This window comes from Cupriavidus lacunae, from assembly GCF_003353055.1.
In the GTDB taxonomy this organism is placed as follows: domain Bacteria; phylum Pseudomonadota; class Gammaproteobacteria; order Burkholderiales; family Burkholderiaceae; genus Cupriavidus; species Cupriavidus lacunae.
Genome location: NZ_QKWJ01000027.1, coordinates 21,731 through 44,956 on the forward strand (window position 1 = coordinate 21,731; position 23,226 = coordinate 44,956).

General features: G+C 65.6%; 18 protein-coding genes and 1 pseudogene. 17 read left to right on the top strand and 2 right to left on the bottom strand.

Going from position 1 to position 23,226, the window contains the following annotated elements:
• Position 1: 1 nt before the first annotated feature.
• Positions 2-607, bottom strand: coding sequence for a LysR substrate-binding domain-containing protein (locus DN412_RS21050; RefSeq protein ID WP_244222724.1), 606 nt, complete (start codon positions 605-607; stop codon positions 2-4).
• Positions 608-645: 38 nt separating this feature from the next.
• Between DN412_RS21050 and DN412_RS21055 the strand changes: the two are divergent.
• From DN412_RS21055 to DN412_RS21135, 16 genes and pseudogenes are all read left to right on the top strand, one after another.
• Positions 646-884, top strand: a pseudogene (locus DN412_RS21055) (hypothetical protein); the annotation flags it as partial.
• Between the two features lie 296 nt (positions 885-1,180).
• Complete coding sequence (locus tag DN412_RS21060; protein WP_115213353.1) at positions 1,181-2,629, top strand: NAD-dependent succinate-semialdehyde dehydrogenase; 1,449 nt, start codon at positions 1,181-1,183, stop codon at positions 2,627-2,629.
• A gap of 45 nt (positions 2,630-2,674) precedes the next feature.
• Positions 2,675-4,102 carry a Rieske 2Fe-2S domain-containing protein gene (locus tag DN412_RS21065; RefSeq protein WP_115213354.1) on the top strand — a complete coding sequence of 476 codons (1,428 nt, stop codon included), beginning with the start codon at positions 2,675-2,677 and terminating at the stop codon, positions 4,100-4,102.
• 34 nt (positions 4,103-4,136) lie between these two features.
• Positions 4,137-5,096 carry a PDR/VanB family oxidoreductase gene (locus DN412_RS21070; protein WP_115213355.1) on the top strand — a complete coding sequence of 320 codons (960 nt, stop codon included), beginning with the start codon at positions 4,137-4,139 and terminating at the stop codon, positions 5,094-5,096.
• 46 nt (positions 5,097-5,142) lie between these two features.
• Entirely contained in the window at positions 5,143-6,834 is a 1,692-nt protein-coding gene (locus tag DN412_RS21075; protein ID WP_115213356.1) for a GMC family oxidoreductase, read from the top strand.
• Between the two features lie 170 nt (positions 6,835-7,004).
• Entirely contained in the window at positions 7,005-7,793 is a 789-nt protein-coding gene (locus DN412_RS21080) for a GntR family transcriptional regulator (RefSeq protein ID WP_115213357.1), read from the top strand.
• Positions 7,794-7,893: 100 nt separating this feature from the next.
• Positions 7,894-9,351, top strand: a complete 1,458-nt coding sequence (locus DN412_RS21085) for a sulfatase family protein (protein ID WP_115213358.1) — start codon at positions 7,894-7,896, stop codon at positions 9,349-9,351.
• 137 nt (positions 9,352-9,488) lie between these two features.
• The gene (locus DN412_RS21090; protein WP_244222725.1) at positions 9,489-10,805 is read left to right on the top strand and encodes an MFS transporter; all 1,317 of its coding nucleotides are present in this window, start codon (positions 9,489-9,491) and stop codon (positions 10,803-10,805) included.
• Between the two features lie 147 nt (positions 10,806-10,952).
• Positions 10,953-12,446 carry an FAD-linked oxidase C-terminal domain-containing protein gene (locus DN412_RS21095; protein ID WP_115213359.1) on the top strand — a complete coding sequence of 498 codons (1,494 nt, stop codon included), beginning with the start codon at positions 10,953-10,955 and terminating at the stop codon, positions 12,444-12,446.
• Between the two features lie 28 nt (positions 12,447-12,474).
• Positions 12,475-13,548: a glycolate oxidase subunit GlcE gene (gene glcE, locus DN412_RS21100; protein ID WP_115213360.1), complete on the top strand. Its 1,074-nt coding sequence runs from the start codon at positions 12,475-12,477 to the stop codon at positions 13,546-13,548.
• A 6-nt stretch (positions 13,549-13,554) separates the two neighbouring features.
• Positions 13,555-14,838, top strand: coding sequence for a glycolate oxidase subunit GlcF (gene glcF / locus DN412_RS21105; RefSeq protein ID WP_115213361.1), 1,284 nt, complete (start codon positions 13,555-13,557; stop codon positions 14,836-14,838).
• On the top strand, positions 14,835-16,607 hold the full coding sequence (locus DN412_RS21110; RefSeq protein ID WP_115213362.1) for a SulP family inorganic anion transporter: 1,773 nt from the start codon (positions 14,835-14,837) through the stop codon (positions 16,605-16,607). The genes glcF and DN412_RS21110 overlap by 4 nt, the downstream gene beginning before the upstream one ends.
• A 678-nt stretch (positions 16,608-17,285) precedes the next feature.
• The gene (gene cqsA, locus DN412_RS21120; RefSeq protein WP_115213364.1) at positions 17,286-18,578 is read left to right on the top strand and encodes an alpha-hydroxyketone-type quorum-sensing autoinducer synthase; all 1,293 of its coding nucleotides are present in this window, start codon (positions 17,286-17,288) and stop codon (positions 18,576-18,578) included.
• A gap of 8 nt (positions 18,579-18,586) precedes the next feature.
• Positions 18,587-19,909 carry a sensor histidine kinase gene (locus tag DN412_RS21125; protein WP_115213365.1) on the top strand — a complete coding sequence of 441 codons (1,323 nt, stop codon included), beginning with the start codon at positions 18,587-18,589 and terminating at the stop codon, positions 19,907-19,909.
• 86 nt (positions 19,910-19,995) lie between these two features.
• The gene (locus DN412_RS21130) at positions 19,996-20,493 is read left to right on the top strand and encodes a hypothetical protein (protein WP_115213366.1); all 498 of its coding nucleotides are present in this window, start codon (positions 19,996-19,998) and stop codon (positions 20,491-20,493) included.
• Between the two features lie 313 nt (positions 20,494-20,806).
• Positions 20,807-21,028: a DUF1484 family protein gene (locus DN412_RS21135; protein WP_115213367.1), complete on the top strand. Its 222-nt coding sequence runs from the start codon at positions 20,807-20,809 to the stop codon at positions 21,026-21,028.
• 219 nt (positions 21,029-21,247) lie between these two features.
• Here the strand turns inward: DN412_RS21135 and argC are convergent, their stop codons facing one another.
• The gene (gene argC, locus DN412_RS21140) at positions 21,248-22,174 is read right to left on the bottom strand and encodes an N-acetyl-gamma-glutamyl-phosphate reductase (RefSeq protein WP_115213368.1); all 927 of its coding nucleotides are present in this window, start codon (positions 22,172-22,174) and stop codon (positions 21,248-21,250) included.
• Positions 22,175-22,298: 124 nt separating this feature from the next.
• Between argC and DN412_RS21145 the strand changes: the two genes are divergently transcribed.
• On the top strand, positions 22,299-23,183 hold the full coding sequence (locus tag DN412_RS21145) for a LysR family transcriptional regulator (RefSeq protein ID WP_115213369.1): 885 nt from the start codon (positions 22,299-22,301) through the stop codon (positions 23,181-23,183).
• The last annotated feature ends 43 nt before the right edge of the window (positions 23,184-23,226 follow it).

Consider the following 23,226-nt stretch of genomic DNA (forward strand, 5'->3'; position numbering starts at 1 on the left):
CTCAGCCGCCCCGCCCGCGCCCCGTCTTCTGCGCCAGCGGCGAGCGCACGCGAAAATGCGCCGCAAGCAGCGCCGCGAACTCCTCCGCGATCTCCGATGGCGCGGAATGCTCGGAGAACGCCATGCGCACCTCCACCGGGCAGCGCGGTGCGAGCGGCACCACGCGCAAGCCGTGCCCGAATACAGCCGCGACATAGGGATTGACGATGCCTATGCCCGCACCTTCGGCCGCCATCGTGCAGATCGTGCCGGAGTAAGTGGTCTCGATGGTCGCCGACGGCTCGACGGCGGCGCGCTGCATCAGCCGCTGCACCGCCAGGTGCAGCGCATCGTCGGCGTTCAGCAGGATCAGAAACTGCCCACGCAGGTCGCGCACGCGGATGGTGTCGCGCGCCGCCAGCGGATGTTCCGGGTGCATCACGCACACCGCCCCCGACTGATGCACCACGTTGACATCCAGGTGCGGATGATCGATCTCGCTGGTGGTCAGCACCAGGTCGTACAGGCCATGCAGCAACCCTTCGCGCAACTGATGCCCGCCGACGGTTTGCAGGCTGATATGCACGTCCGGGTGCCGCTCGGTGAACGGCCGGATCACCTTGGGCATCACCCCCAGCCCGAGTGAAGGCGTGCAGCCGATGCGCTTATCCGGATGCGCAGACCAACGAGCGTGTGCTGTTTCTCTTCGACATGGCGCAGGGCGTGCGCCATGACCTGGGCAACTACTACACCAGCCCGGACCTGAAGAAGGAAACCGCTGCGACCTGCATCCACGCTGGAGCCGCGACGGGCAGCAAGTCTGCATCGATTCAATCCATGATTCCGAGCGGCAGTTGTATATCGTCGACGTTTCCGCGCTGACCGCCGGGGTGGGCAAGGCGTAAGGCGCCCCAACGGATTTGCGAGGAAAGCCCGACGGCGCGCACGCGCTGGAGCACTTGGATGTGCTTCAGCGCGTTTTCTTTGGTACGCCCCTGCAGTGCAGGTTGCCCCACGTGCGCTGATTGCCACCTGGCGCCGCATATCCCGGACAGATCCGCAAAAACCCTAGGGCCTTATTTTTTTCTTGGACGAGAAACTATATAGGACTATAGTTTCTCCAAGACAACGACATTTCGACTTTGCTGAACGAGGCCCACATGAAGACGATCCATACACAATCGCAAGCGCGGGGGATGGCATGAGCCCCGCCTATCCGCAGCAACTCGGCATGCTGATCGGCGGCGAATGGCATTCCGGCGCTGGCCGCGAGACCCGGCCGGTGGTCAATCCCGCTACGGAAGACGTGCTGGCCCAATTGCCGCTGGCCACCGACGCCGACCTGGATGCCGCGCTGGCCGCCGCGCAGCGGGGCTTTACCACCTGGAGCGCCGTATCGCCCTGGGAGCGCGCCAGGATCATGCTCAAGGCCGCTGACCTGATCGCGGCGCGCAAGCCGGACATCGCACGCATGCTGACGCTGGAGAACGGCAAGCCCCTGGCGGATGCGCTGGGCGAGCTGGATCGCGTCATCGAGACCATTGTGTGGTGTGCGGAAGAAGGCAAGCGCGTCTACGGCCGCGTGATGGCACCGCGCGCCGCGGGCGTCAGTGAAAGCACGATCAAGCGCCCGGCTGGCCCGGTTGCCGCCTTCGCGCCCTGGAATTTCCCGGCCTTCCTGGTCACGCGCAAGCTGGCGGCGGCGCTGGCAGCCGGCTGCTCGGTGGTGGTGAAGCCCGCCGAAGAAACGCCAGCCGCCTGCATCGAAGTGGCACGCGCGTTTCAGGATGCCGGGGTGCCGGCCGGCGTGATCGGACTGGTCTTCGGCGTTCCGGCACACGTTTCCCGGCGGCTGATCGAATCCCCGGTGATCCGCAAGGTTTCCTTCACTGGTTCCGTACCGGTAGGCAGGCTGCTCTGCGGCATGGCAGGCGAACAGCTGAAGGCCGTGACCATGGAACTGGGCGGCCACTCGCCGGTGCTGGTGTTCGACGATGTCGACGTCCAGCGCGTGGTGAAGGCCTGCGTGGGCTTCAAGTTCCGCAATGCCGGCCAGGTCTGCCTGTCTCCCAACCGCTTCTTCGTGCATGAGCGCATCTACGATCAGTTCGTCGCGGAGTTTGTGCGCGCCGCCCAGGAGATCTGCGTCGGCGACGGCCTGGACCCGGCCACGCAGATGGGGCCGCTGAACAATGCGCGCCGGCTGGCCGCGGCGGAGGCCTTCGTTGCCGATGCGCACAGCCGCCATGCACGCGTGCTGACCGGCGGCCACCGCATAGGCAAGCGTGGCTACTTCTACGCGCCAACGGTACTGGCAGAGCTGGAACCCCAAGCCTCCATCCTGCATGAGGAGCCCTTCTGCCCGGTGGTGCCGGTAATGCCGTTTGCCTCCCTGGACGAGGCCGTTGCGCAAGCCAACGACGTCGATTTCGGCCTTGCCGCCTACGCGTTCACAGGCTCGATCCGCACCGCCTCGCACCTGACCGAGGCTTTCGAGGCAGGCTGGATCGGCATCAACGGCTTCACCCCCTCGCTGGCAGACGCGCCGATCGGCGGCCTCAAGCAGAGCGGTGTCGGTTACGAAGGCGGCCCGGAAGGGCTGGATGCCTACCTGCATACCAAGTACGTCAGCCAGGCCTGCCCGCTGTAAGCGCGGCCTGCTCCCCACATCGCCATCCCAGAAAGGAGACAAGCAATGAGCCAGTCCAAGCAAGAACACGTCCTCAAGCACATGCCCTTCGGCGGCTACTACAAACGCGACGTGCCGGGACCGGATACCGAACTCACGCACACCGGGCCGGGCACGCCCATGGGCGAATACATGCGCCGCTTCTGGCAGCCCGTGTGCCTGTCCGAGCAGCTGGCCGACCTGCCCAAGGCCATTCGCATCCTGAGCGAAGACCTGGTCGCGTTCCGCGACAAGCGCGGACGCGTCGGCGTGCTGCACCGCCACTGCAGCCACCGCGGCGCATCGCTCGAGTACGGCATCATCACCGAAGACGGCATCCGCTGCTGCTATCACGGCTGGCACTACGGACTCGACGGCACCTTGCTGGAAACGCCTTGCGAGCCCGCCGAAAGCCGCCTCAAGGAGACCGTGTGCCACGGCGCGTATCCGGCATTCGAGCGCGATGGCCTGGTCTTCGCCTACATGGGCGCGCCGGACGCCAAGCCCGAGTTTCCGGACTTCGACGCCTACACGCTGCCCAAGGGGACGCGACTGGTGCCCTTCTCGAACGTCTATCCGTGCAACTGGCTGCAGGTGTTCGAGAACATCATGGACCACATGCACACCGCGGTGCTGCACAACCACATGACGGTCGAAGGCGTCGATGCACAGACCTCGGCCGGCGTCTCGCTGGAAGGCTTCGGCGATATGCCGGTGATGCAGTGGGAGGCCACGCGCGGTGGCAACGGCATGATCTTCATTGCCGCGCGCCGCCTGCCGGAAGACAAGATCTGGGTGCGCATCACCGAGATGCTGTTCCCCAATTGCCTGCAAATCGGCTCGCTGGTTCCCACTGCAGCGCGCGAACGCCACTCCACCACGGCCATGACGCGCTGGCAGGTGCCGGTTGACGACACCAACATGATCATCTTCGGCTGGCGCCATTTCAACGACGAGGTCGACCCCGACCACCTCGGCAACGAAGCGGACTGCGGCGTCGACAAGATCGACTTCCTGGTCGGGCAGACCGGCAACCGCACCTATGAAGAAGGCCAGCGCGCGCCGGGCGACTGGGAAGCACTGGTAAGCCAGCGCCCGATCGCCGTCCACGCGGTGGAAAACCCGGGGCGCTCCGACATCGGCGTCTACATGTGCCGCAAGCTGCTGCGCGAAGGCGCGCGCGGCCAGTTGCCGGCTGATATGACGCGCTCCACAGCCATCGCCGCGGGCGATACGCTGCCCATGTACGCCCAGGATTCCGTGTTGTGCATTCCCAAGGCAGCCGACGACCGCGCGCTGATGGCCAAGGTCGGCAAGCAGGTCCTGGCGATCCTGAAGGAAGCCGATGCCCTGCCCAGCGGCGAGCGCGACGCGCATGTGCGCCGGCGCCTGGACGACATCGATGGCGGGCTGGAAGGCGGTGCCACGGCGCTGCTGACCGGCACCGATGCCTGAGCGGCAACAGGCGCCGCGGTAACCGAGAACCATCATGCTAGAACTCCGTGTCCGATCCATTACCAACGAAGCCGTCGGCATCAATGCCTACGAACTCGTTGATCCGGCCGGCGCCGACCTGCCGGCCTTCACGGCCGGCGCCCATATCGACGTGCATATCCCCGGCGGCTTCGTGCGCCAGTACTCCCTGAGCAACGATCCCCTGGAGCGCAAGCGCTATGTCATCGGCGTGCTCAATGTCGGGGATGGGCGCGGCGGCTCAAAGGCGCTGCATGCCTCGGTGGGTGCCGGCGACCTGATCCGGGTCTCCGCGCCGCGCAACCACTTCCCGCTGGAGCCCGACGCCAGGCGCCACCTGCTGCTGGCCGGCGGCATCGGCATCACGCCGATGATGGCGATGGTGGCGCACCTGCGCGCAGCCGGCGCGGAGTACGGGCTGCACTATTGCACCCGAGCGCCTCAGCGCACCGCGTTCCGGGAGCAGCTGGCGCCGCTGGTGGAAGCCGGCAAGGCCATCCACCACTATGACCATGGCGACCCCGCGCAAGGCCTATCGCTGGCCGACCTGCTGCGCCATCCGGAGGTCGGCACGCACGTGTACTACTGCGGCCCGCCAGGATGGATGGCGGCCGTGGCCAAGGCCACGGCGCACTGGCCGCAGGGCACCGTGCACTGCGAGTACTTCGCGGCGCCGCCGGCGGCATGGCCGCGTGCCGAAAATCCAGTCAGCGACGGCGCCTTCGCGGTGCGCATCGCCAGTACCGGCCAGACGCTGGCGGTGCCCGCGGACAAGTCCATCGCACAAACCCTGCGCGAGGCAGGCATCGCCTGCGAGACCTCGTGCGAGGCCGGTGTCTGCGGCACCTGCCGCACGCGCTACCTGGAAGGAACACCCGAGCATTGCGACTTCATTCTCAGCGACGAAGAGCGCAGCCAGTACCTGACAGTGTGCTGCTCGCGCTCAAGTTCCGAGCTGCTGGTGCTGGACATCTAGCCGGCCTGCAGGCACGGCAGACCATCAAGACAAAGAGGAGACAGGCATGACTGAGCGCACGTACGACTACATCATCGTAGGTGCTGGTTCCGCCGGCTGCGCGCTGGCCGGCCGGCTGAGCGAAGACGGACGCTATTCCGTGCTGCTGCTGGAAGCGGGCCCCGCCGACAAGAACATCTGGATCCACATCCCGATCGGCTACGGCAAGACCATGTTCGACGCCAGGTACAACTGGCGGTTCTATACCGAAGCCCAGCCGCACCTGAACCAGCGCAAGGTCTACTGGCCACGCGGGCGCACGCTGGGCGGGTCCAGCTCGATCAACGGCCTGGTCTATGTGCGCGGGCAAGCCGAGGACTATGACCACTGGGCGTCGCTGGGCAACGCCGGCTGGGCCTGGAAGGACGTGCTGCCCTACTTCATCAAGTCGGAGACCAACCACAGCCTTGGCGGCGCCTACCATGGCAAAAGCGGCCCGCTGCAGGTGTCGCCGATCCGCGAAAAGCACGAGCTGGTCGAGGCCTTCATCGGCGCGGCGGGAGAACTCGGCATTCCGCGCACCGACGATTTCAACGGTGCCAGCCAGGAAGGTGCCGGCTACTACCAGCTCACTTCCCGCAACGGCTGGCGCTGCTCCAGCGCCAAGGCTTACCTGAAGCCCGCGCGCAGCCGGCCGAATCTGGTGGTGGAAACCGATGCCCAGACTTCGCGCGTGCTGTTCGAAGGCACTACGGCCGTCGGCGTCAGCTTCCGCCAGCACGGGCGCGAACGCATTGCGCGTGCCACGCGTGAAGTCATACTCTGTGCCGGCGCGATCCAGTCGCCGCAGTTGCTGCAGCTGTCCGGCATCGGGCCCGCGGCGCTGCTGCGCAGCCATGGCATTCCGGTGGTGGCCGACTCCGCCGGTGTCGGCGAGAACCTGCAGGACCACTTGCAAGTCCGCCTGATGTACAAGTGCGCCAGGCCGATCACCACCAACGACGACCTGCAGAGCCTGTGGCGCCGGATGAAGATCGGCCTGAAATGGATGCTGTTCCGCAAAGGGCCGCTGGCCATTGGCATCCAGTTGGGTGGTTTGTTCACGCGCGCGCTCGAGGATGCCGGCACGCCGGACATCCAGTTCCATTTCGGCACCATCAGCGCAGACAGCACCGCGGGCAAGCCGCATGCGTTTTCGGGATTCACGATGTCGATGTGCCAACTGCGGCCGACCAGCCGCGGCTCGCTTCGCATCACCTCGCGCGATCCCTCGGTGCCGCCCGCAATGACGCCGAACTACCTGGCCACCGCGCATGACCGGTCCGTGATGATCGCCGGCGTGAAGGTAGCGCGCGCGCTGGCTGGCACCCGCAGCCTGTCGCCGTACATCCTTGACGAATACCTGCCGGGCTCCGGCGTGCAGACCGATGACGAGATCCTGGCATTCATCCGCGCCTACGGCTCCAGCATCTTCCACCCCGTAGGCACTTGCCGCATGGGCAGCGACGCCGGCGCGGTGCTCGATGAGCGCCTGCGTGTGCGCGGCGTGCGCCGGCTGCGCGTGGCCGATGCCTCCATCATGCCCACGCTGGTGTCGGGCAATACCAACGCCCCGGCGATCATGATCGGGGAGAAGGCCGCCGACATGACCCTGGAGGATGCCGGCCCGGGCCGGGGAGATGCGTTGCCCGCGCTGCTGACCGTGCCAGGCGCGCAGGCCGAGCGCACCGCCGCGCCGGGCCCGGCAGTGCAAGCCTGATGCCGGCGCCGGAGGGCACCCTGGAGGAGATAAGCGTTAGGATATATTTAGCGGCTTGAAGGTACCCGGCCCCACCTGGCCATGCCAGCGCCGGCCCGGAACTGCCGGCATCCCCAGCCAGGGTGGGGGCCGATGCCGCGACGAACACAACGCTTTCTGAGGCAACAATCATGGCAGAGCCCACCGACCACGCAGGGATTTTCGAGCAGTTGCGGCGCCCGAGCAAAGGCGGCCAGCCAAAGTACGTGCGGCTGACCGACGCACTGGTGGAAGCCATCACCTCCGGCTACTGGAAGCCCGGCGACAAGCTGCCTACGGAAGAGGAACTGGCGGAGCTGACCCCGTTCAGCCTCGGCACCGTGCAGCGTGCGCTGCGCAACCTGTCGGAACAGGGCATCGTGGTGCGGCAGCATGGGCTAGGGAGCTTCGTTGCAGAAACCGACCTGCGCCTGGAAGACCCCTGGCACTGCCGCTTTCTCGATGACGATGGCGAAAGCTACCTGCCGATCTACTCCAAGGCCCTCAAGCGCGAAGCAGTCAAGGGCAGCGGCGCATGGTCCGCGCACTTCCCGCAGGCTTTCGACAACGTGATCCGGATCGACCGCGTAATCAACGTGAACAATGAGTTCAATGTCTTCACGCAGTTTTATACCGACCGCCGGCTGCTGCCCGCCTTGTGGGACACACCGCTGGCGAAGCTGAGCGGGGTCAACTTCAAGCGGCTGATCGCCCGCGAATCGAATGTGCCGATCACTCGCGTCGGGCATTTCGTGCGCGCCATGCCGTTCGACGAAAGGATCGTTTCGGTCCTTGAGCTGAAGCCTCCCGCAACCGGCATCTTCCTGCAGGCGGTGGCGCAAATGGGACGCGAGGCCTGCGTGTATTACCAGGAGTTCTTTATCCCCCCAACCACGCGAACCCTGTGCATTCCCGACGAAGCGGTGGGCGGCCGCCGCTGACGTCCGGCCGGCGGGCGGCGCAAGCCCAGCCCGCCGGTGCAAGCCGCAAATTTTTTTTCGGATTCAATAACTATATAGCTCCATAGTAAAGAGGTAAGCCATGGCCAAGACCGCCAAGAACCTGCTGATCATCATGTCCGACGAGCACAACCCCAAGATGCTGGGTTGTGCCGGGCATCCCATCGTCGAAACACCCAACCTTGACCGGCTTGCCGCCGGCGGGGTGCGCTTCAGCTCGGCTTATTGCACCAGCCCGGTGTGCATACCGGCGCGGGCATCCTTCGCGGTGGGCAAGTACATCCACCAGATGGGATACGCCGACAATGCCGATGCCTACGATGGCGTGATCCCCAGCTGGCACCATAAGCTGCGCGAGCGCGGCCACCGCGTAGTGTCGATCGGCAAGCTGCATTTCCGCGAAGAAGGCGAGGACCACGGCTTCTCCGAGGAGATCATCCCCATGCATATCATCGAGGGCAAGGGCGACCTGATGGGCCTGGTGCGCAGCGACCTGCCGGTGCGCAAGGGTGCCTACAAGATGGCCAACCTGGCCGGCCCCGGCGAGAGTCAGTACACCTTCTATGACCGGGAGATCGCCGCGCGTGCCCAGGTGTGGCTGCGCGAGCAGGCGGCGAAGCACCAAGACAAGCCGTGGGTGCTGTTCGTTTCCTTCGTCGCCCCGCACTTCCCGCTGACCGCGCCGCCCGAGCACTTCTACAAGTACTACGACCGCGACCTGCCGCTGCCCAAGCTGTACGCGCGCCACGAGCGCCCCGACCACCCTTACCTCGTCGACTATCGCAGCAGCTTCAACTACGACGACTATTTCGACGAGGCCAAGCTGAAGAAGGCGCTGGCCGGCTACTACGGCCTGTGCTCCTTCCTGGACGAGAACATCGGCAAGGTCCTGCAGGCGCTCAATGAATCCGGGCTGGCCGACGACACCCGCGTGCTCTACACCAGCGACCATGGCGACAACCTCGGCAGCCGCGGCATGTGGGGCAAGTCCACCATGTTCGAAGAGGCCGCCGGCGTGCCGCTGATCATGGCCGGTCCGGACATCCCCGTTGGCAAGGTCATCGATACGCCTGCCAGCCACGTCGATGCCTACCCCTTCATCCTGGAATCCGTGGGCGTGGACGATCCCGCGCTGCGCGACGGCTTCCCCGGCGTGTCGCTGAACGACCTCGCCGACGGCGAAAAGCCCTTGCGCAACGTGATGGTGGAATACCACGGCATGGGCTCGGCCACCGGCGCCTTCATGATCCGCCACAAGCAGTACAAGTACGTCTGCTACGTGGACTACCCGCCGCAGTTGTTCGACCTTGCTGCCGATCCGGAAGAGCTGCATGACCTGGCGCAGGAGCCCGCCTACGCAGCCGTTCTCAAGGATTGCCACCAACGCCTGCTTGCCATCTGCGACCCCGTCGCGGTGGATCACAAGGTGAGGCAGCGCCAGGCTGAGCTGCTCGAAGCCAATGGCGGCCGCGAGTTCGTGATCCAGCGCGGCGACCTCGGCTTCAGCCCCCCGCCGGGCGCCGCCATCGTGTTCGACTGACGCTTGCCCACGACACCGCCCGCTTTGTGCCGAACCACTAAGATTTGAAGAAAGAAGCAGACGGCACGCGGGCGGCCTGAACTAAGCCACTACATATAAGAGCCAGAAGGCCCCCACCGATACCGGAGGTAGACACTATGTCCCGCATCAAGAACCCCAACCTGCGCGGCTGGATCATCACCATCATGCTCGCTCTGTTCATGGTCATCAATTTCATGGACAAGGCCATCCTCGGCATCGTCGCCAAGCCGTTGATGGCGGAGTTACATATCTCGCCGTCCGAATTCGGCATGATCGCCAGCAGCTTCTTCCTACTGTTCTCGATCTCGGCGATCGGTTTCGGCTTTGTCGCCAATCGTGTGTCGTCCAAGGCGCTCTTGCTCGTGTGCGCAGCCATCTGGGGGATCTCGCAATTTCCGCTCGCCTTTACCGCGTCGGTGCCGCTGCTGTTCTTCTCGCGCATCCTGCTCGGCGCGGGGGAGGGACCGGCCTACCCGCTGGCGCTGCATGCCTGCTACAAGTGGTTCCGCAACGACCGCCGCAACCTGCCGTCCGCGATCATCTTCCAGGGCGTCACCGCCGGCCTGCTGATCTCCGGCCCGCTGCTGACTTACGTATTGGTGCGCTGGAGCTGGCACGCCGCGTTCATGACGCTGGGCATCGCCAGCCTGGTGTGGATGGTGCTGTGGATGTTCATCGGCTCGGAGGGCAACGTCAGCAGCGAAAACAAGGGGGCTGGCACGCAGCACCCGGCGGTGCATGTCTCGTATGCAAGCTTGCTGACCGACCGCACCTTCCTGGCCAATATGCTCCTGTACTGGACCACGTACTGGATCTTCTCGGTGATGTTTACGTGGGTACCGTCCTATCTCGGCACGGTGATGCACTATGACGCCACCGCCACGGGCTGGATGTTCATGCTCTTCACCGCCTTCAACATCCCGATCGTGCTGGGCGGCTCATGGCTGTCGGAACGCATGCTCAAGCGCGGCGTGGCCTCGGTGCGCGCGCGTGCCTGGCTGACCTGCGCCTTCGCGCTGGCTGGCGGCGTGCTGATCTGCCTGTCGGTCTACGGTGTGCAGCAGCCCCTGCTGAAGGTCATCCTGCTGGCCCTGGGATGCAACCTGCCGCAGATCACTTTTGTGCTGAGCTCCACTATCGTGGCGGAGATCATTCCGGACAGCCAGCGCTCGGGGATGATGTCGATCAACAGCGCACTGGCCACCACCGGCGGCCTGGTCGCGCCGGCGCTGATGGGCAAGCTGATCCAGGGCGCATCGACGCCGGGCATTGGCTACGACAACGGCTTTGTCCTGGCAGGCGTGCTTTCGGTCATTGCCAGCGTGATCGGCTTCTGCCTCATCAATCCCGAGGCCAGCAAGCGCCGCTTCGCCGCGCATAGTCTGCGGCGCGGCTCCGCAGTTGCCGAACCGCGCGCCGTCCTCGCGGACTGACCCCGACGCCTGACGCCCCCCACTCCTGTCGCGTTTCAGGCCTTGCCCGTGCGGCCACGCCGCCGGGCTGAGGCGCGGCACCCTCACGCTTACCGCAAGAGAAGGAAGACATGCCATCCAATCCGAAGGCAGAGGCAGGAATCCGCTATGCCCGGTAGCGCCGTCGCAACCCAGCCAGCGGCGCCTTCGCAACCGTCGATGCTGCTGCAGGCCCTGTCAGGTGTCCTGCCCGATGCGGCCGTGCTCTGGTCCGCTGAAGACACGGCACCTTATGAGTGCGACGGCCTTGTAGCCCACCGCCAGATTCCACTGGCGGTAGTGCTGCCGGAGACCATCGAGCAGGTCGGCGAGATATTGCGCATCTGCCACCGGCTGGGCGTTCCCGTCGTGCCGCGCGGCGCCGGCACCAGCCTTTCGGGCGGCGCAAAGCCAGTCGCCAACGGGCTGGTGCTGTCCATGGCGCGCTTCAAGCGGATTCTCAATATCGACCCGCGCGCGCGCACGGCCACAGTACAGCCAGGCGTGCGCAACCTCGCCGTATCTGAAGCGGCAGCCGGCCACGGGCTTTACTACGCACCGGATCCCTCGTCGCAGATCGCCTGCACGATCGGCGGCAACATCGGCGAGAACGCGGGCGGCGTGCATTGCCTGAAGTATGGGCTGACGCTGCACAACGTTCTGTGCGTGCGCGGCCTGACGCTGCGCGGCGAGCCGGTAAAGTTCGGCGCGCTCGCCCCTGACGCACCTGGTCTCGACCTGCTCCCACTGGTGATCGGCTCCGAGGGCATGCTGGCCGTGGTGACAGAAGTCACGCTCAGGCTGGTGCCAAAGCCGCAGCTGGCCCAGGTGATCATGGCCAGCTTCGATGACGTCGAAGCCGGCGGCAACGCCGTTGCCGAGGTGATCGCCGCAGGCATCATCCCAGCCGGACTGGAGATGATGGACCAGGCCGCCACCATCGCGGTGGAGCAATACGTTCACGCCGGCTACGACCTGGAGGCAGCAGCGATCCTGCTCTGCGAATCGGATGGCACGCCGGAGGAAGTCGCGGAAGAGATCGAACGGATGACCCGGGTGCTGCGCCGCTGCGGCGCCACGCGCATCCAGGTGTCTGCAAGTGAAGAAGAGCGTCTGCGCTTCTGGAGCGGGCGCAAGAACGCCTTTCCGGCCGCGGGCCGCATCTCGCCGGACTACTACTGCATGGACGGCACCATCCCGCGCAAGCATATCGGCACGCTGCTGCGGCGCATCCAGCAGATGGAGGCCCGCTACGGGCTGCGCTGCATTAACGTGTTTCACGCCGGTGACGGCAACATGCATCCGCTGATCCTGTTCAACGGTGCCGAAGCGCGGGAGTGGCATCGTGCCGAGCAGTTCGGCACCGACATCCTCGAGGCCTGCGTCGAACTGGGCGGCACCGTGACCGGCGAGCACGGCGTGGGCGTGGAGAAGCTCGATGTCATGTGCACCCAGTTCGCCGCGCCGGAACGCGCGATGTTCTTCCGCGTGAAGGCCGCCTTCGACCCGGATCGCCTGCTCAACCCCGACAAGGCGATCCCCACGCTGGCGCGCTGCGCGGAGTACGGCCGGCAGCGCGTCAGCGGCGGCCTGCTGCCCCATCCCGACTTGCCGCGTTACTGACGACGCCGCCCCCGATTTGACCCACCCCATGCAAGCCATCATCGAATCGTTTCGCGACACCATCCGGCACGCCGGCAGGCTGCGCCGTCCCCTGTGCCTGCGCGGTGCCGGCACCAAGGACTTCTACGGCAATGCGCCTCGCGGTGAACCGCTGGATACCCGCTTGTTCCACGGCATCGTCGACTACGACCCCACCGAACTGGTCATCACCGCGCGCTGCGGCACCCCGCTGGCCGAGATCGATGCCGAGCTGGCCCGGCACCGGCAACTGCTGGCTTTCGAAGCCCCGCGTTTTGGCGCCGGCGGCACGGTGGGCGGCACCGTTGCCGCTGGCCTGTCAGGGCCGCGTCGCCAGGCGGTCGGAGCGCTGCGCGATTTCGTGTTGGGGCTGCAGATGATGGATGGCCGCGGAGATGTGCTGCGCTTCGGCGGCCGGGTGGTGAAGAACGTCGCGGGGTACGACGTATCGCGGCTGATGGCCGGCTCGCTCGGCACGCTCGGGCTGATCCTCGAGGTATCGCTGAAAGTCCTGCCCATGCCATTCGCCGAGCAAAGCGTGTGCTTCGAGATGGACGAACCCACCGCACTCGATTGCCTCAATGCCTGGGGCGGCCGGCCGCTGCCTGTCAGCGCCTCTGCCTGGGCCGATGGCGTGCTGCGCGTGCGCCTGTCCGGCGCCGGCGCCGCGGTGGCCGCCGCGTGCCGGAAGCTTGGCGGCGAACGGATGACGGACGCAGACGCCGCTGCCTTCTGGACGGGCCTGCGCGACCACACCCTCCCCTGGTTCGCCGGCGCGCACCGGGGTGCCGCGCTATGGCGCCTGGCCGTTCCCTCGAGCGCGCCGGTAACCGACCTGCCTGGCCAGCAACTGATCGAGTGGGGCGGCGGGCAGCGCTGGTGGCTGACCGACGCCAGCGCAGACCATGTGCGGGCCGTGGCCGCCGCAGCGTGCGGCCATGCCACGCTGTTTCGCAACGGCCGCCAGGCAGGCGATGTCTTCACCACGCTGCCGCAACCACTGCTCGACATTCATCTGCGGCTCAAGGACGCCTTCGATCCCGCGCGCATCTTCAACCCTGGCCGCCTCTACACCCAACTCTGAATCGCCATGCAAATCCAGCTAGCCGAGTTCCTGCGTGACCGCGCCGATGGCGAAGAAGCCGCCACCATCGTCCAGAAATGCGTTCACTGCGGCTTCTGCACCGCAACCTGCCCGACCTATCAGCTGACGGGCGACGAACTCGACGGGCCGCGCGGGCGCATCTACCTGATGAAACAGGTGATGGAAGGCGCCGAAGTCAGCGCAAGCACGCGCAGCCATCTGGACCGCTGCCTCAGTTGCCGCAACTGCGAGTCAACCTGCCCTTCGGGCGTGGCTTATGGGCGCCTGGTGGATATCGGCCGGGCGGTTGTCGATCAGCGGCTGGACGCACAGGGAATCAAACGCCCCATTCGTGAGCGCGCCATCCGCTGGATGCTCAGGGAAGGCTTGTCACGCCCACGCCTGTTCGGCCCCGCCATGCGCGTTGGCCAGGCCGTGCGGACGCTGCTGCCCGCCAGCCTCCGCAGCAAGGTTCCGCCCCGCCGCGGGCCCGGTCGCTGGCCGGCCACGGCGCACCCACGCACGATGATCCTGCTCGACGGCTGCGCACAACCCGCGATGTCCCCGAACATCAACGCAGCCACGGCACGCGTGCTCGACCGCCTCGGCATCCGGATGCTGCGCGCCGGCAGCGCTGCCTGCTGCGGTGCCATCCGCCACCATATGAGCGATCACCTAGGCGCGCTGGCCCAGCTGCGCCGGAACGTCGACGCGTGGTGGCCCATGGTCGAAGCCGGGGCTGAGGCCATCGTCATCAACGCTTCCGGCTGCGGCGTCATGGTCAAGGAATATGGCCACCTGCTTCGCGCCGATCCCGTGTACGCCGGCAAGGCAGCGCGTATCTCCGCAATGGCCCGTGACCTTAGCGAGCTAATGCCCGAGCATGGGGACCGGCTGGTATCGATGCTGCCTCCGGCCACTGCAGGCGGCGGCCGCCAGGCACCCCCGCGCGTGGCCTATCACCCGCCCTGCACACTGCAGCACGGCCAGCGCATTCGCGGCAAGGTGGAAGCGCTGCTGGGCGCGCTTGGTGTCGAGGTTGCGCTTTGTGCCGACAGTCACCTGTGTTGCGGTTCCGCCGGCACGTATTCGATGCTGCAGCCAGAGCTGGCCAACCGCTTGCGCGACCAGAAACTGGCCAACCTGCACGCCTGCGCGCCGCAGACGATCGTCTCCGCCAATATCGGCTGCCTGGCCCATCTGCAGGGCGGCACCGATACGCCGGTCAGGCACTGGATTGAACTGGTGGACCAACTGTTGCACGCGGCCCATACGGGGGACACGCCATGACCAGCCTTCTGCGCCGCCCCCACGCACAAGGCGCTGGACTGCTGCCGGCCTGGTGCCATCACATCACCACTGCCACCTTGCGCGCGGACCTGATGGCCGGGCTGCTTGGCGCGGTGCTGGTGCTGCCGCAAGGCGTCGCCTTCGCCACGCTGGCAGGGTTGCCGCCGGAGTATGGGATCTACACCGCCGTGGTGCCATGCATCGTCGCTGCACTCTTCGGCTCAAGCTGGCATGTGATGTCCGGACCGACCAATGCCAATTCGCTGGCGCTGCTTGCCATGCTGGCGCCGCTGGCCACACCAGGCAGCGATGGCTATATCAACCTCGCGCTGATCGTGGCCATACTGGTCGGCGCCATGCAGCTGCTGATTGGCCTGCTGCGCCTGGGCTCCGCCGCCAACTTCATTTCGCCTTCCGTCCTGCTCGGCTTCACCGGCGGTGCGGCGACCTTGATCGGCCTGTACGGGCTGAAGGACTTCTTCGGCCTGGCGGTGCCTGCCGGCACCAGCGCCTTCGGCGTGGTGACCCACTTGCTGCAACACCTGGACGCCGTCAGCCCGGCCGCGGTAGCCGTCGGCATCGGCACCATGGCCGTGACCATCGCAGCGCGGCGGCTATCGCAGCGCCTGCCATTCATGCTGATCGGCTTGCTTGGCGGCTGTGGTATCGCCCTGCTGCTGGGGATGCCGGCGTTCGGCGGCCAGCGCGTGCAGGTGGTGGGCGCCATCCCTTCCGCGCTGCCGCCCTTCAAGGTGCCCCAGGTATCCTGGCAGGCCCTGCCCGAACTGCTTGGCATATCCGCCGCGCTGACCATCGTCGCACTGGGCCAGTCGATCTCGATTGCCAAGGCGGTGGCCCTGCGCTCGGGCCAGCCGATCGACGCCAACCGCGAGTTTGTCGGCCAGGGCCTGTCCAACCTGGCGGGCGGCTTCTTCTCTTCCTATGTCTCCTGCGGCTCGCTGGGCCGCTCCATGCCGAACTTCGAGGCCGGCGCGCAAACCCCGCTGGCAAGCATGTTCTCGGCCGTGCTGCTGGTCCTGCTAGTGACCATCAGCGCGCCCTTGCTGGCGCAACTGCCGCTGGCGGCGATCGCCGCCATGCTGCTGCTGGTATCGGCCGGCCTGGTCAACGTTGGACGACTGCGCCGCCTCGCCCGGGAAAACCGCAGCGAGTTCGCCATTGCCATCGGTACCTTCGCCGCCACCCTTGTGCTGCGGCTGGAGCTTGCCGTGCTGCTGGGCAGCATGCTGTCACTGGTCGCCTACCTCTACCGTACCTCCCGGCCGGCCGTGCGCAGCCTGGTGCCGGACCGCAACGATCCCGCGCGCCGCTTCACGCCGCTGGAGGACCTGACCGAGGCCCAACCTGAATGCCCGCAGCTCAAGCTGGTGCGAATCGAAGGGGCTGTGTACTTCGGCGCAGTCCAGCACGTAACGGACCGCCTCCATGACATGCGCAGCCGGCAACCCGGACAAAAGCACCTGCTGGCCATGGCCCGGAGCATGAACTTCATCGACCAGGTCGGCGCCGAACTATGGGAGCACGAACTGGCCGAGCGGCGCGCCGCCGGCGGAGGCCTCTACTTCCATCGGCCACGCAGCGACGTGCGCAAGGCCTGGGCGCGGACCGGCTTCGCCGACCGTCTTGGTGCCGGCAACATCTTTGACAGCAAGGACGAGGCCCTGCGTGCGGTGCTGCCCCGGTTGGACCGGAAAATCTGTGTGGATTGCACGGCGCGGGTCTTCAGAGAGTGCCCGGGCAGCAAGTGATTGAAGGCGGGCAGACGCCTGGCCGCGGGCGGCGCCCCCCGGAGCCGCCGCCATCCCCTCCCCCACACGCCGCCAGCCACGCCACGCTGGCGACGATTGCCACCGGCCGCAGCCTGCGTGCCAGGCCGCCCCCTTGTTTCCCGCCCTTAGTGCTACGTCCCAAGATGCTGCCCCCTTTCTGGCCATGGCCCGCTTCCGGAGCCGCCTGCCTGGAAACCAGGACGTCCAAAAAGGGCGTTCGTCACCAAGACTGATGATGGGCATTTGGCAATCCCGGGCCTGACGAGGTCCCGCCAAGGACGAGCCACGCCCGATCCGACCCTCAAGGGCCCGGAGCAACAGATAGCGCATAGATCACATAAGTGCCTATAAAGGCATTTCCTGGAAGCCATTCGCCCATCGTGCCGACGAAGAATGGGCCGTGGCGCGGCTGCCTCACCCCGGCAACCCCCTCTCCAAACGGGCGTTGCATTAGTGTAAGTCCGGTCACAATCGCTGATTAAGGCTGGCACAGTGGTCGCTACATAAAAAAGGACTTCCCCGGCTTGCCAGCAATGGCACCTCGCCGGAAGGACCGGGTGCGGCCGCGTCGCCCGCGGACGGCATCTATTGCCGCAGCCGCCATGCCAATCCTTGCCACCGATCTCACTCTTTATCCGACTTGTAGAAGGAACGCCGATGTTCTCCGAAGCCGAGACTCCGCATTCGATGCACCACGCCCCCCGCGCCAAAGCGCCCACTCTGCCGCCATGGATCACGACGCGGATGGCACAACATTTCGACGAGCGGATGGGCAAGCTCTGGGGCGGCGATCACCTGCTTCACGGACTCACGCCCGGGCCCGATGCGCTGCACCTGAGCAGCAACGACTATCTCTGCCTGCTCGGGGAATCGTCACTGGTCCAGGCGCAGGCGCGCGCCTTCCTCGATGAAGAGCCGGAGTTGCTGATGTCGTCCGTGTTCCAGCACGGCGACACCCCGCAGCGGCGGGTCGAGCGCAAGATCGCCAACCTGATGCAGGCCGAGGACGGGCTGATCGCCCAGTCCGGCTGGGCCGCCAATGTCGGCCTGGTGCAGTGCATTGCCGGCCCCGGCATTCCGGTCTATATCGACATGAACGGGCATGCCTCTCTGTGGGAGGGCATCATCGCCGCGGGCGCGCAGGCCGTGCCGGTGCGCCACAACGATTGCGACCACGTGCGCCGCCAGCTTGAGCGCTTCGGCCCGGGCGTGATCATGGTGGACTCGGTCTACAGCACCACCGGCAGCGTGGCGCCGCTGGAGGACTATGTCGACCTGGCGGAGGCGTCGGGTTGCGTGCTGGTCGTGGACGAGTCGCACTCGCTCGGCACCCATGGGCCGGCTGGCGGCGGCCTGGTGCCCGCGCTCGGGCTGTCTGAGCGCGTACACTTCCGCACGGCCTCGCTGGCCAAGGCCTTCGCCGGCCGCGCCGGCTATGTTGCCTGTTCGACCGACTTCAAGGACTTTTTCGCGGTTGAGTCCCGGCCGGCCATTTTCAGCTCCGGGCTGCTGCGGCATGAGCTTGCGTGGTTCAACGCCGTGACGGATTTCGTCGCCGCGGCGGATGAGCGCCGTGCGCGCCTGCACGCCATCACCCGCGACACCCGGGCCGCGATTGCCGAACTGGGCTACAACATCAGCGAGGGCTCCGAGCAGATCATCGGCCTGGAGGCGGGAACCGAGCCGCAAGTCAAGGTGCTGCGCGATGCGCTGCAGCGCCGCGGGATCTTCGGCGCGGTATTCTGTTCGCCGGCAACCCCCAAGAATCGGGCATTGATGCGACTTACGCTGCATGCGAAACTTGCCGCCAACGAAATCGACCGCCTGGTCGGCGTGCTCGCCAGCATCCGCGACGAAGTCCGGCTGGATGAGTGGTCCTCGACCCGCCGCGCCCGGCGCAAGCCTCAAAATCCCACAAGCGGGCCGCTGGCCGGTTCCCGCGAGGAGTAGTCCCGGAGATGGATGCAAAGGTAGCGCAAGCGGAAGACGGCCGCACCACCCTTGCCGGCCTTGCCCGCCAGGCGTGGCAGACCGTGTTCGAGACCGCCGCGCGGGCCACCCTGCTGGACGAGGAAAGCGTCATCCGGCTGCGCCGGATCCAGATGGTGGGCGCGCTGGGCGTGATCGGACACCCGCTGTACTACGTGATCTGGTCCCACGTCTTCCCCCAGCCCTATGAAAACCTCTGGCTGCGCCTGGTCTGCACCGCGCTGTTCGTGCCGCTGCTGTTCGCCTCCGCCTTCTCGGACCGGCGCTGGCTGCCGCCCTATGCTCTCTTTGCCATTACCGTAGGCCTGCCGTTCGCCTTCATCTTCTTCTACCTGGAGAATGGCGGCTCCATGGTCTGGGCCGAATCGGTCATCATCGCGGTAGTGATCCTCTATCACTTCAACACCGCGTTCGCGACCATTGCCTTGTTCTCGGGCGCCGCGGCGGCGATCGCGCTGTTCGTGCTGGCCGGCAACTCCATGGGCGGCATCCCGTGGGCGCCGATATTGCTGCAGCTGCCGGTGATCGGCTTTGTCATCGCGGTGCTGGTGGTGATCAAGATGGACCGCCAGCTGCTGGCCGAACAGAAGCGGCGCGGGATGGCCGCCGCGCTGGCAACCGTCGCGCACGAATTGCGCACGCCGCTGACCAGCCTGGCCATGACCGCCAGGGGCCTCAAGGCCCGGCTGCCGACGGCGTTGGACCAGGACACGCCGCTGCGCGACGGATTGATGCAGGCCGTGGCCCGGATGGAGTCGGACCTGGCCCATATCAGCAACAGCATTGAACTGCTGGTCGCCAACTCCAAGAACCCCGACAACGCCACGCAGGAGCTGTTCGAACTGGGCGGCGTGATCCGCGACGCCATCGGCCGGTTTCCGTTCGAGCAGACCGACCTGGAACTGGTCACCGTCGACCTGCCTTGCCCCGCCTACGTAATGGGCAACCCCCAGTTGTTCGGGCTGGTCACGACCAACCTGCTGAAGAACGCGCTGGAAGCGACCAAGCGGGCCGGCAAGGGCACCATCCATATCCGCAGCGAGGTCCGGCCCGACGCCGTCCATGTGATGTTCCGCGACACCGCCACGGGCGTGCCGCCGCAAGTGCTGGCCCGGATGTTCCAGCCCTTCTTCTCTTACCCGGCGCATCGCGGCACCGGCATCGGGCTGGCGTTTTGCCAGAAGGTGCTGAACAGCTGGGGGGCCACCATCTGCTGCCGCTCCGAGGAGCACGTGTTCACCGAGTTCGATATGCGCTTTCCCCGCAAGGGGAAATGGCCTGAGGCGCATTGAACTGAGGCGCACTGCCAGTGCGCTGGCCGCCCAAGCCGGCCCCTATAGTATCCTCGCGGGTTCCCCTGACCCGTACCACGAGATTGATGCACCACACCGACGACGCCCTGCCCGAGCACGAATCCACCGCCATCCACGAGCCCCGCCTCTGGCGCGACAAGGGCTGGACCGCCCGGGTCATCAAGAACGAGGATGGGGACGGCTGGGCGGTCGAAATGATCCGCGACGGCAGCGCCGAGCCCGCGCTGGTCGGACCCTGGACGATGGGGCGGAACAAGGTTGATCCCAAGCCGCTGGATGCTACCGCGCACCAGACGTTGGTCAAGACGGCTTCGGAAGTTATCCGGCGGCATGAGCAGCAGTTGCATGCGCAGCTTAACAAGCAGGTCAGCATTGAGTCTGAGTCCGGCACCGTGATTGTGAAGCTTGTCATCACGCCCGATGAGTTTGAGCCCTTTGGCACGCTCACGGCCGAAGATCCCCTCGGCGAGGTGCTGGCGACTGTGAAGGTGCGGCCGGATTTTCGGCTGACGCGCGACAGCGCTGAGCGCTGGGCTGCTGGTGGGTTCGACCGGATTCGCTAGGCGGCAACCATCAACTGTTCCTGAAGATTGCGAATCGTCTGATCGTCACGGCCGGCGGAGATGAGGACACTAGAGCCATCACCGAAACAACGGTGATCGGGTGTAGCAACCTGTTCCACACTAACTGATGGTCGCCCACGCGCCCATATCCTCACGCACGTGCACGTCGTCATTCAATGGCGGGCCGGGCGGGGCAGCCGCGAGGCTGGTCGGTCTTACGTTGGTGTGCCGGCATTGCTACCCCCGCTGTCAGGCCCGCCACCCTTCAAATGCAGGTAACAGGCGGGTTATCCAACTTTGATAGGAGCTCGCAATGCAGGAACAAATCGCGTCGAAAAAACAAACCACCTTAGCTGCCATTCCGGAAGAGTGTCGGGAATCGCTGGATTGCATCGGTGCCGGACTGGATAGGGTCATGGCGCTGCTGGAAGTGGAAAGCGAATGTTCGGAGGCGTGCCACGGTATCCGGTGCCTGGTGGGGATGATTAAGGCGAAGCTGGAGCAGACGGCGGGGGAGCTTTGTCCGAGGGAGTGAGTGAGGGTCTTGATGCTGCCGGGGCTGTCGCGCTGGCAGGGTGAAATAACCGCAGCTTCGGCTGCGGTTTTCTTTTGGGGGCTGGTACAGGGTTGGTTGATCTGCTGCCTGGACTGACGCATTTCGGCCAGTTTGAGACATTCGACTGCCACGACCAGATTGCCAACAATCGTTGGCATATAGTTGCAGCCGAACATCAGCGCAAGCCATCGGCCACCATTACTGCGCGAGCATCAGGTTCAGGTTCTGAACCGCAGCGCCGGCTGCGCCTTTGCCCAGATTATCGAAAACCGCGGATAGCAAAACGTGCCCGTGTTCCATGTTAGGAAACACGCTTAAGCGCATATCGTCCGTACCGTTCAGTACCTGCGGATCCAGCTGCTTTAAAACGCACGATTCGTGCAGCGGCAAGACATGTACGTGGGCCGCCTCGGCATAGTGGCGTGCGAGGCACGCGTGTAACGTGGCGCCGTCTACGTGGGGTGCCAGCAGCCGCACATCCAAGGGCACCGTCAGCACGATGCCCTGGCGGAACGCACCATACGCAGGGACGAAGATCGGACGCTGCGCGAGTCCGGCGTGCTGCTGGATCTCCGGGGTGTGCTTGTGCGCGAGCTCCAGACCATACACCTGGTACGACGGTGCGTTGACAGCACCCGGCCCCTCGTGTTCTTCCACGCCGGCACGCCCGCGTCCGGAGTAACCAGACACCGCGAAAATGCTGACCGGGTGGTTCCCTGGAATGAGCCCGGCGTGCAGCAGGGGACGCAGCAGGCCAATTGCACCGGTCGGATAGCAACCTGGATTGGTGACCCGACCTGCGGCCGCAATGCGCTCAGCCTGTCCCGGAGTCATTTCCGGAAAGCCGTATGTCCAGTCCGGCTTTGTGCGATGGGCGGAACTTGCGTCGATTACTCTGACGGCAGGGTTAACAATGGCGTCCACCGCCTCGCGCGCGGCGCCATCGGGCAGGCAGAGGATGGCGATGTCGCAGGCGTTGATGGCTTCGGCGCGACGCCTGGAATCCTTGCGTTCCGCCGCGGGAAGCGTGACCAGTTTCAGATCGGTCCGGCCGCGAAGCCGTTCGTGAATTTGCAACCCGGTGGTGCCTTGGTCGCCGTCGATGAAAACAAGGGGAGAGCTCATGCGCGCGATACTCCGGTGACTGGTAACAAGTGGAACAAGCCTGTTATCTTCCGCGCACCGCTAGAATAGCGAAAGTTGAATTTCATAACCTGGACATTCAGTTTTTCTGAATCGGGACGCCGACATGCGAGAGATCAGCCTGGACCGCTTGCGCACCCTGGTCGCTATTGCCGACCGTGGCTCATTCGCCGACGCGGCGCGTGCGTTGCATCTGGCGCCACCAACGGTCAGCCTCCACATTGCTGAACTGGAAGAGCGCATCGGTGCTCCGCTCCTGTCGCGCAAGCGTGGACATGTTCGGCCGTCGGCAACAGGCGAGTTGTTGGTCGAGCGCGCGCGTCGACTGTTGGCCGACGCGGAACAGGCGTTGGACGATGTTCACCGCCAGGTTCAAGGGCTTGTCGGACGCGTTCGGCTCGGAGCATCGACCGGCGCGATTGCGCACCTTTTGCCGCAAGCGCTTGAAGTGCTGCGTCAGCACCATCCCGCTATCGATATTCAGATCGCGGTACTCACCTCGCATGAAACGCTAACCCGATTGGCGGATGGGACGCTGGATATTGGGCTGGTCGCACTGCCTCAGCCTCCGGTGGCTGGACTCGTGATAAAGCCTTGGCGCCGCGACCCCGTGATGGCCTTTGTGCCGGCGCATTGGCAGTGTCCGGCTCGCATTACGCCTGAATGGCTCGCCGCTCAACCTCTCATTCTTAATGATGCGACTACGCGTCTGTCGCGTCTGACTGCGGAGTGGTTTGCGTCCGGAGGGCACCATCCTGCGCCGCGCATTCAGCTCAATTACAACGATGCGATCAAGAGTCTGGTAGCGGCAGGTTATGGCGCGGCGCTGTTGCCTCATGAGGCCACTACGCCATTACCCGACGGGCGCATTGTCATGCGTCCGCTGCGCCCGGCGTTGTGGCGTCGGCTCGGCATTGCGCATCGTGCGGGGCACGTCGAGCGTTCCACGCAACATGTACTCGATGCGCTGTGGGATCTGCGATTGACGTAGGAATTTGCCATTTCTCATGGCGCTGACAGGGGACTGTCCCCTT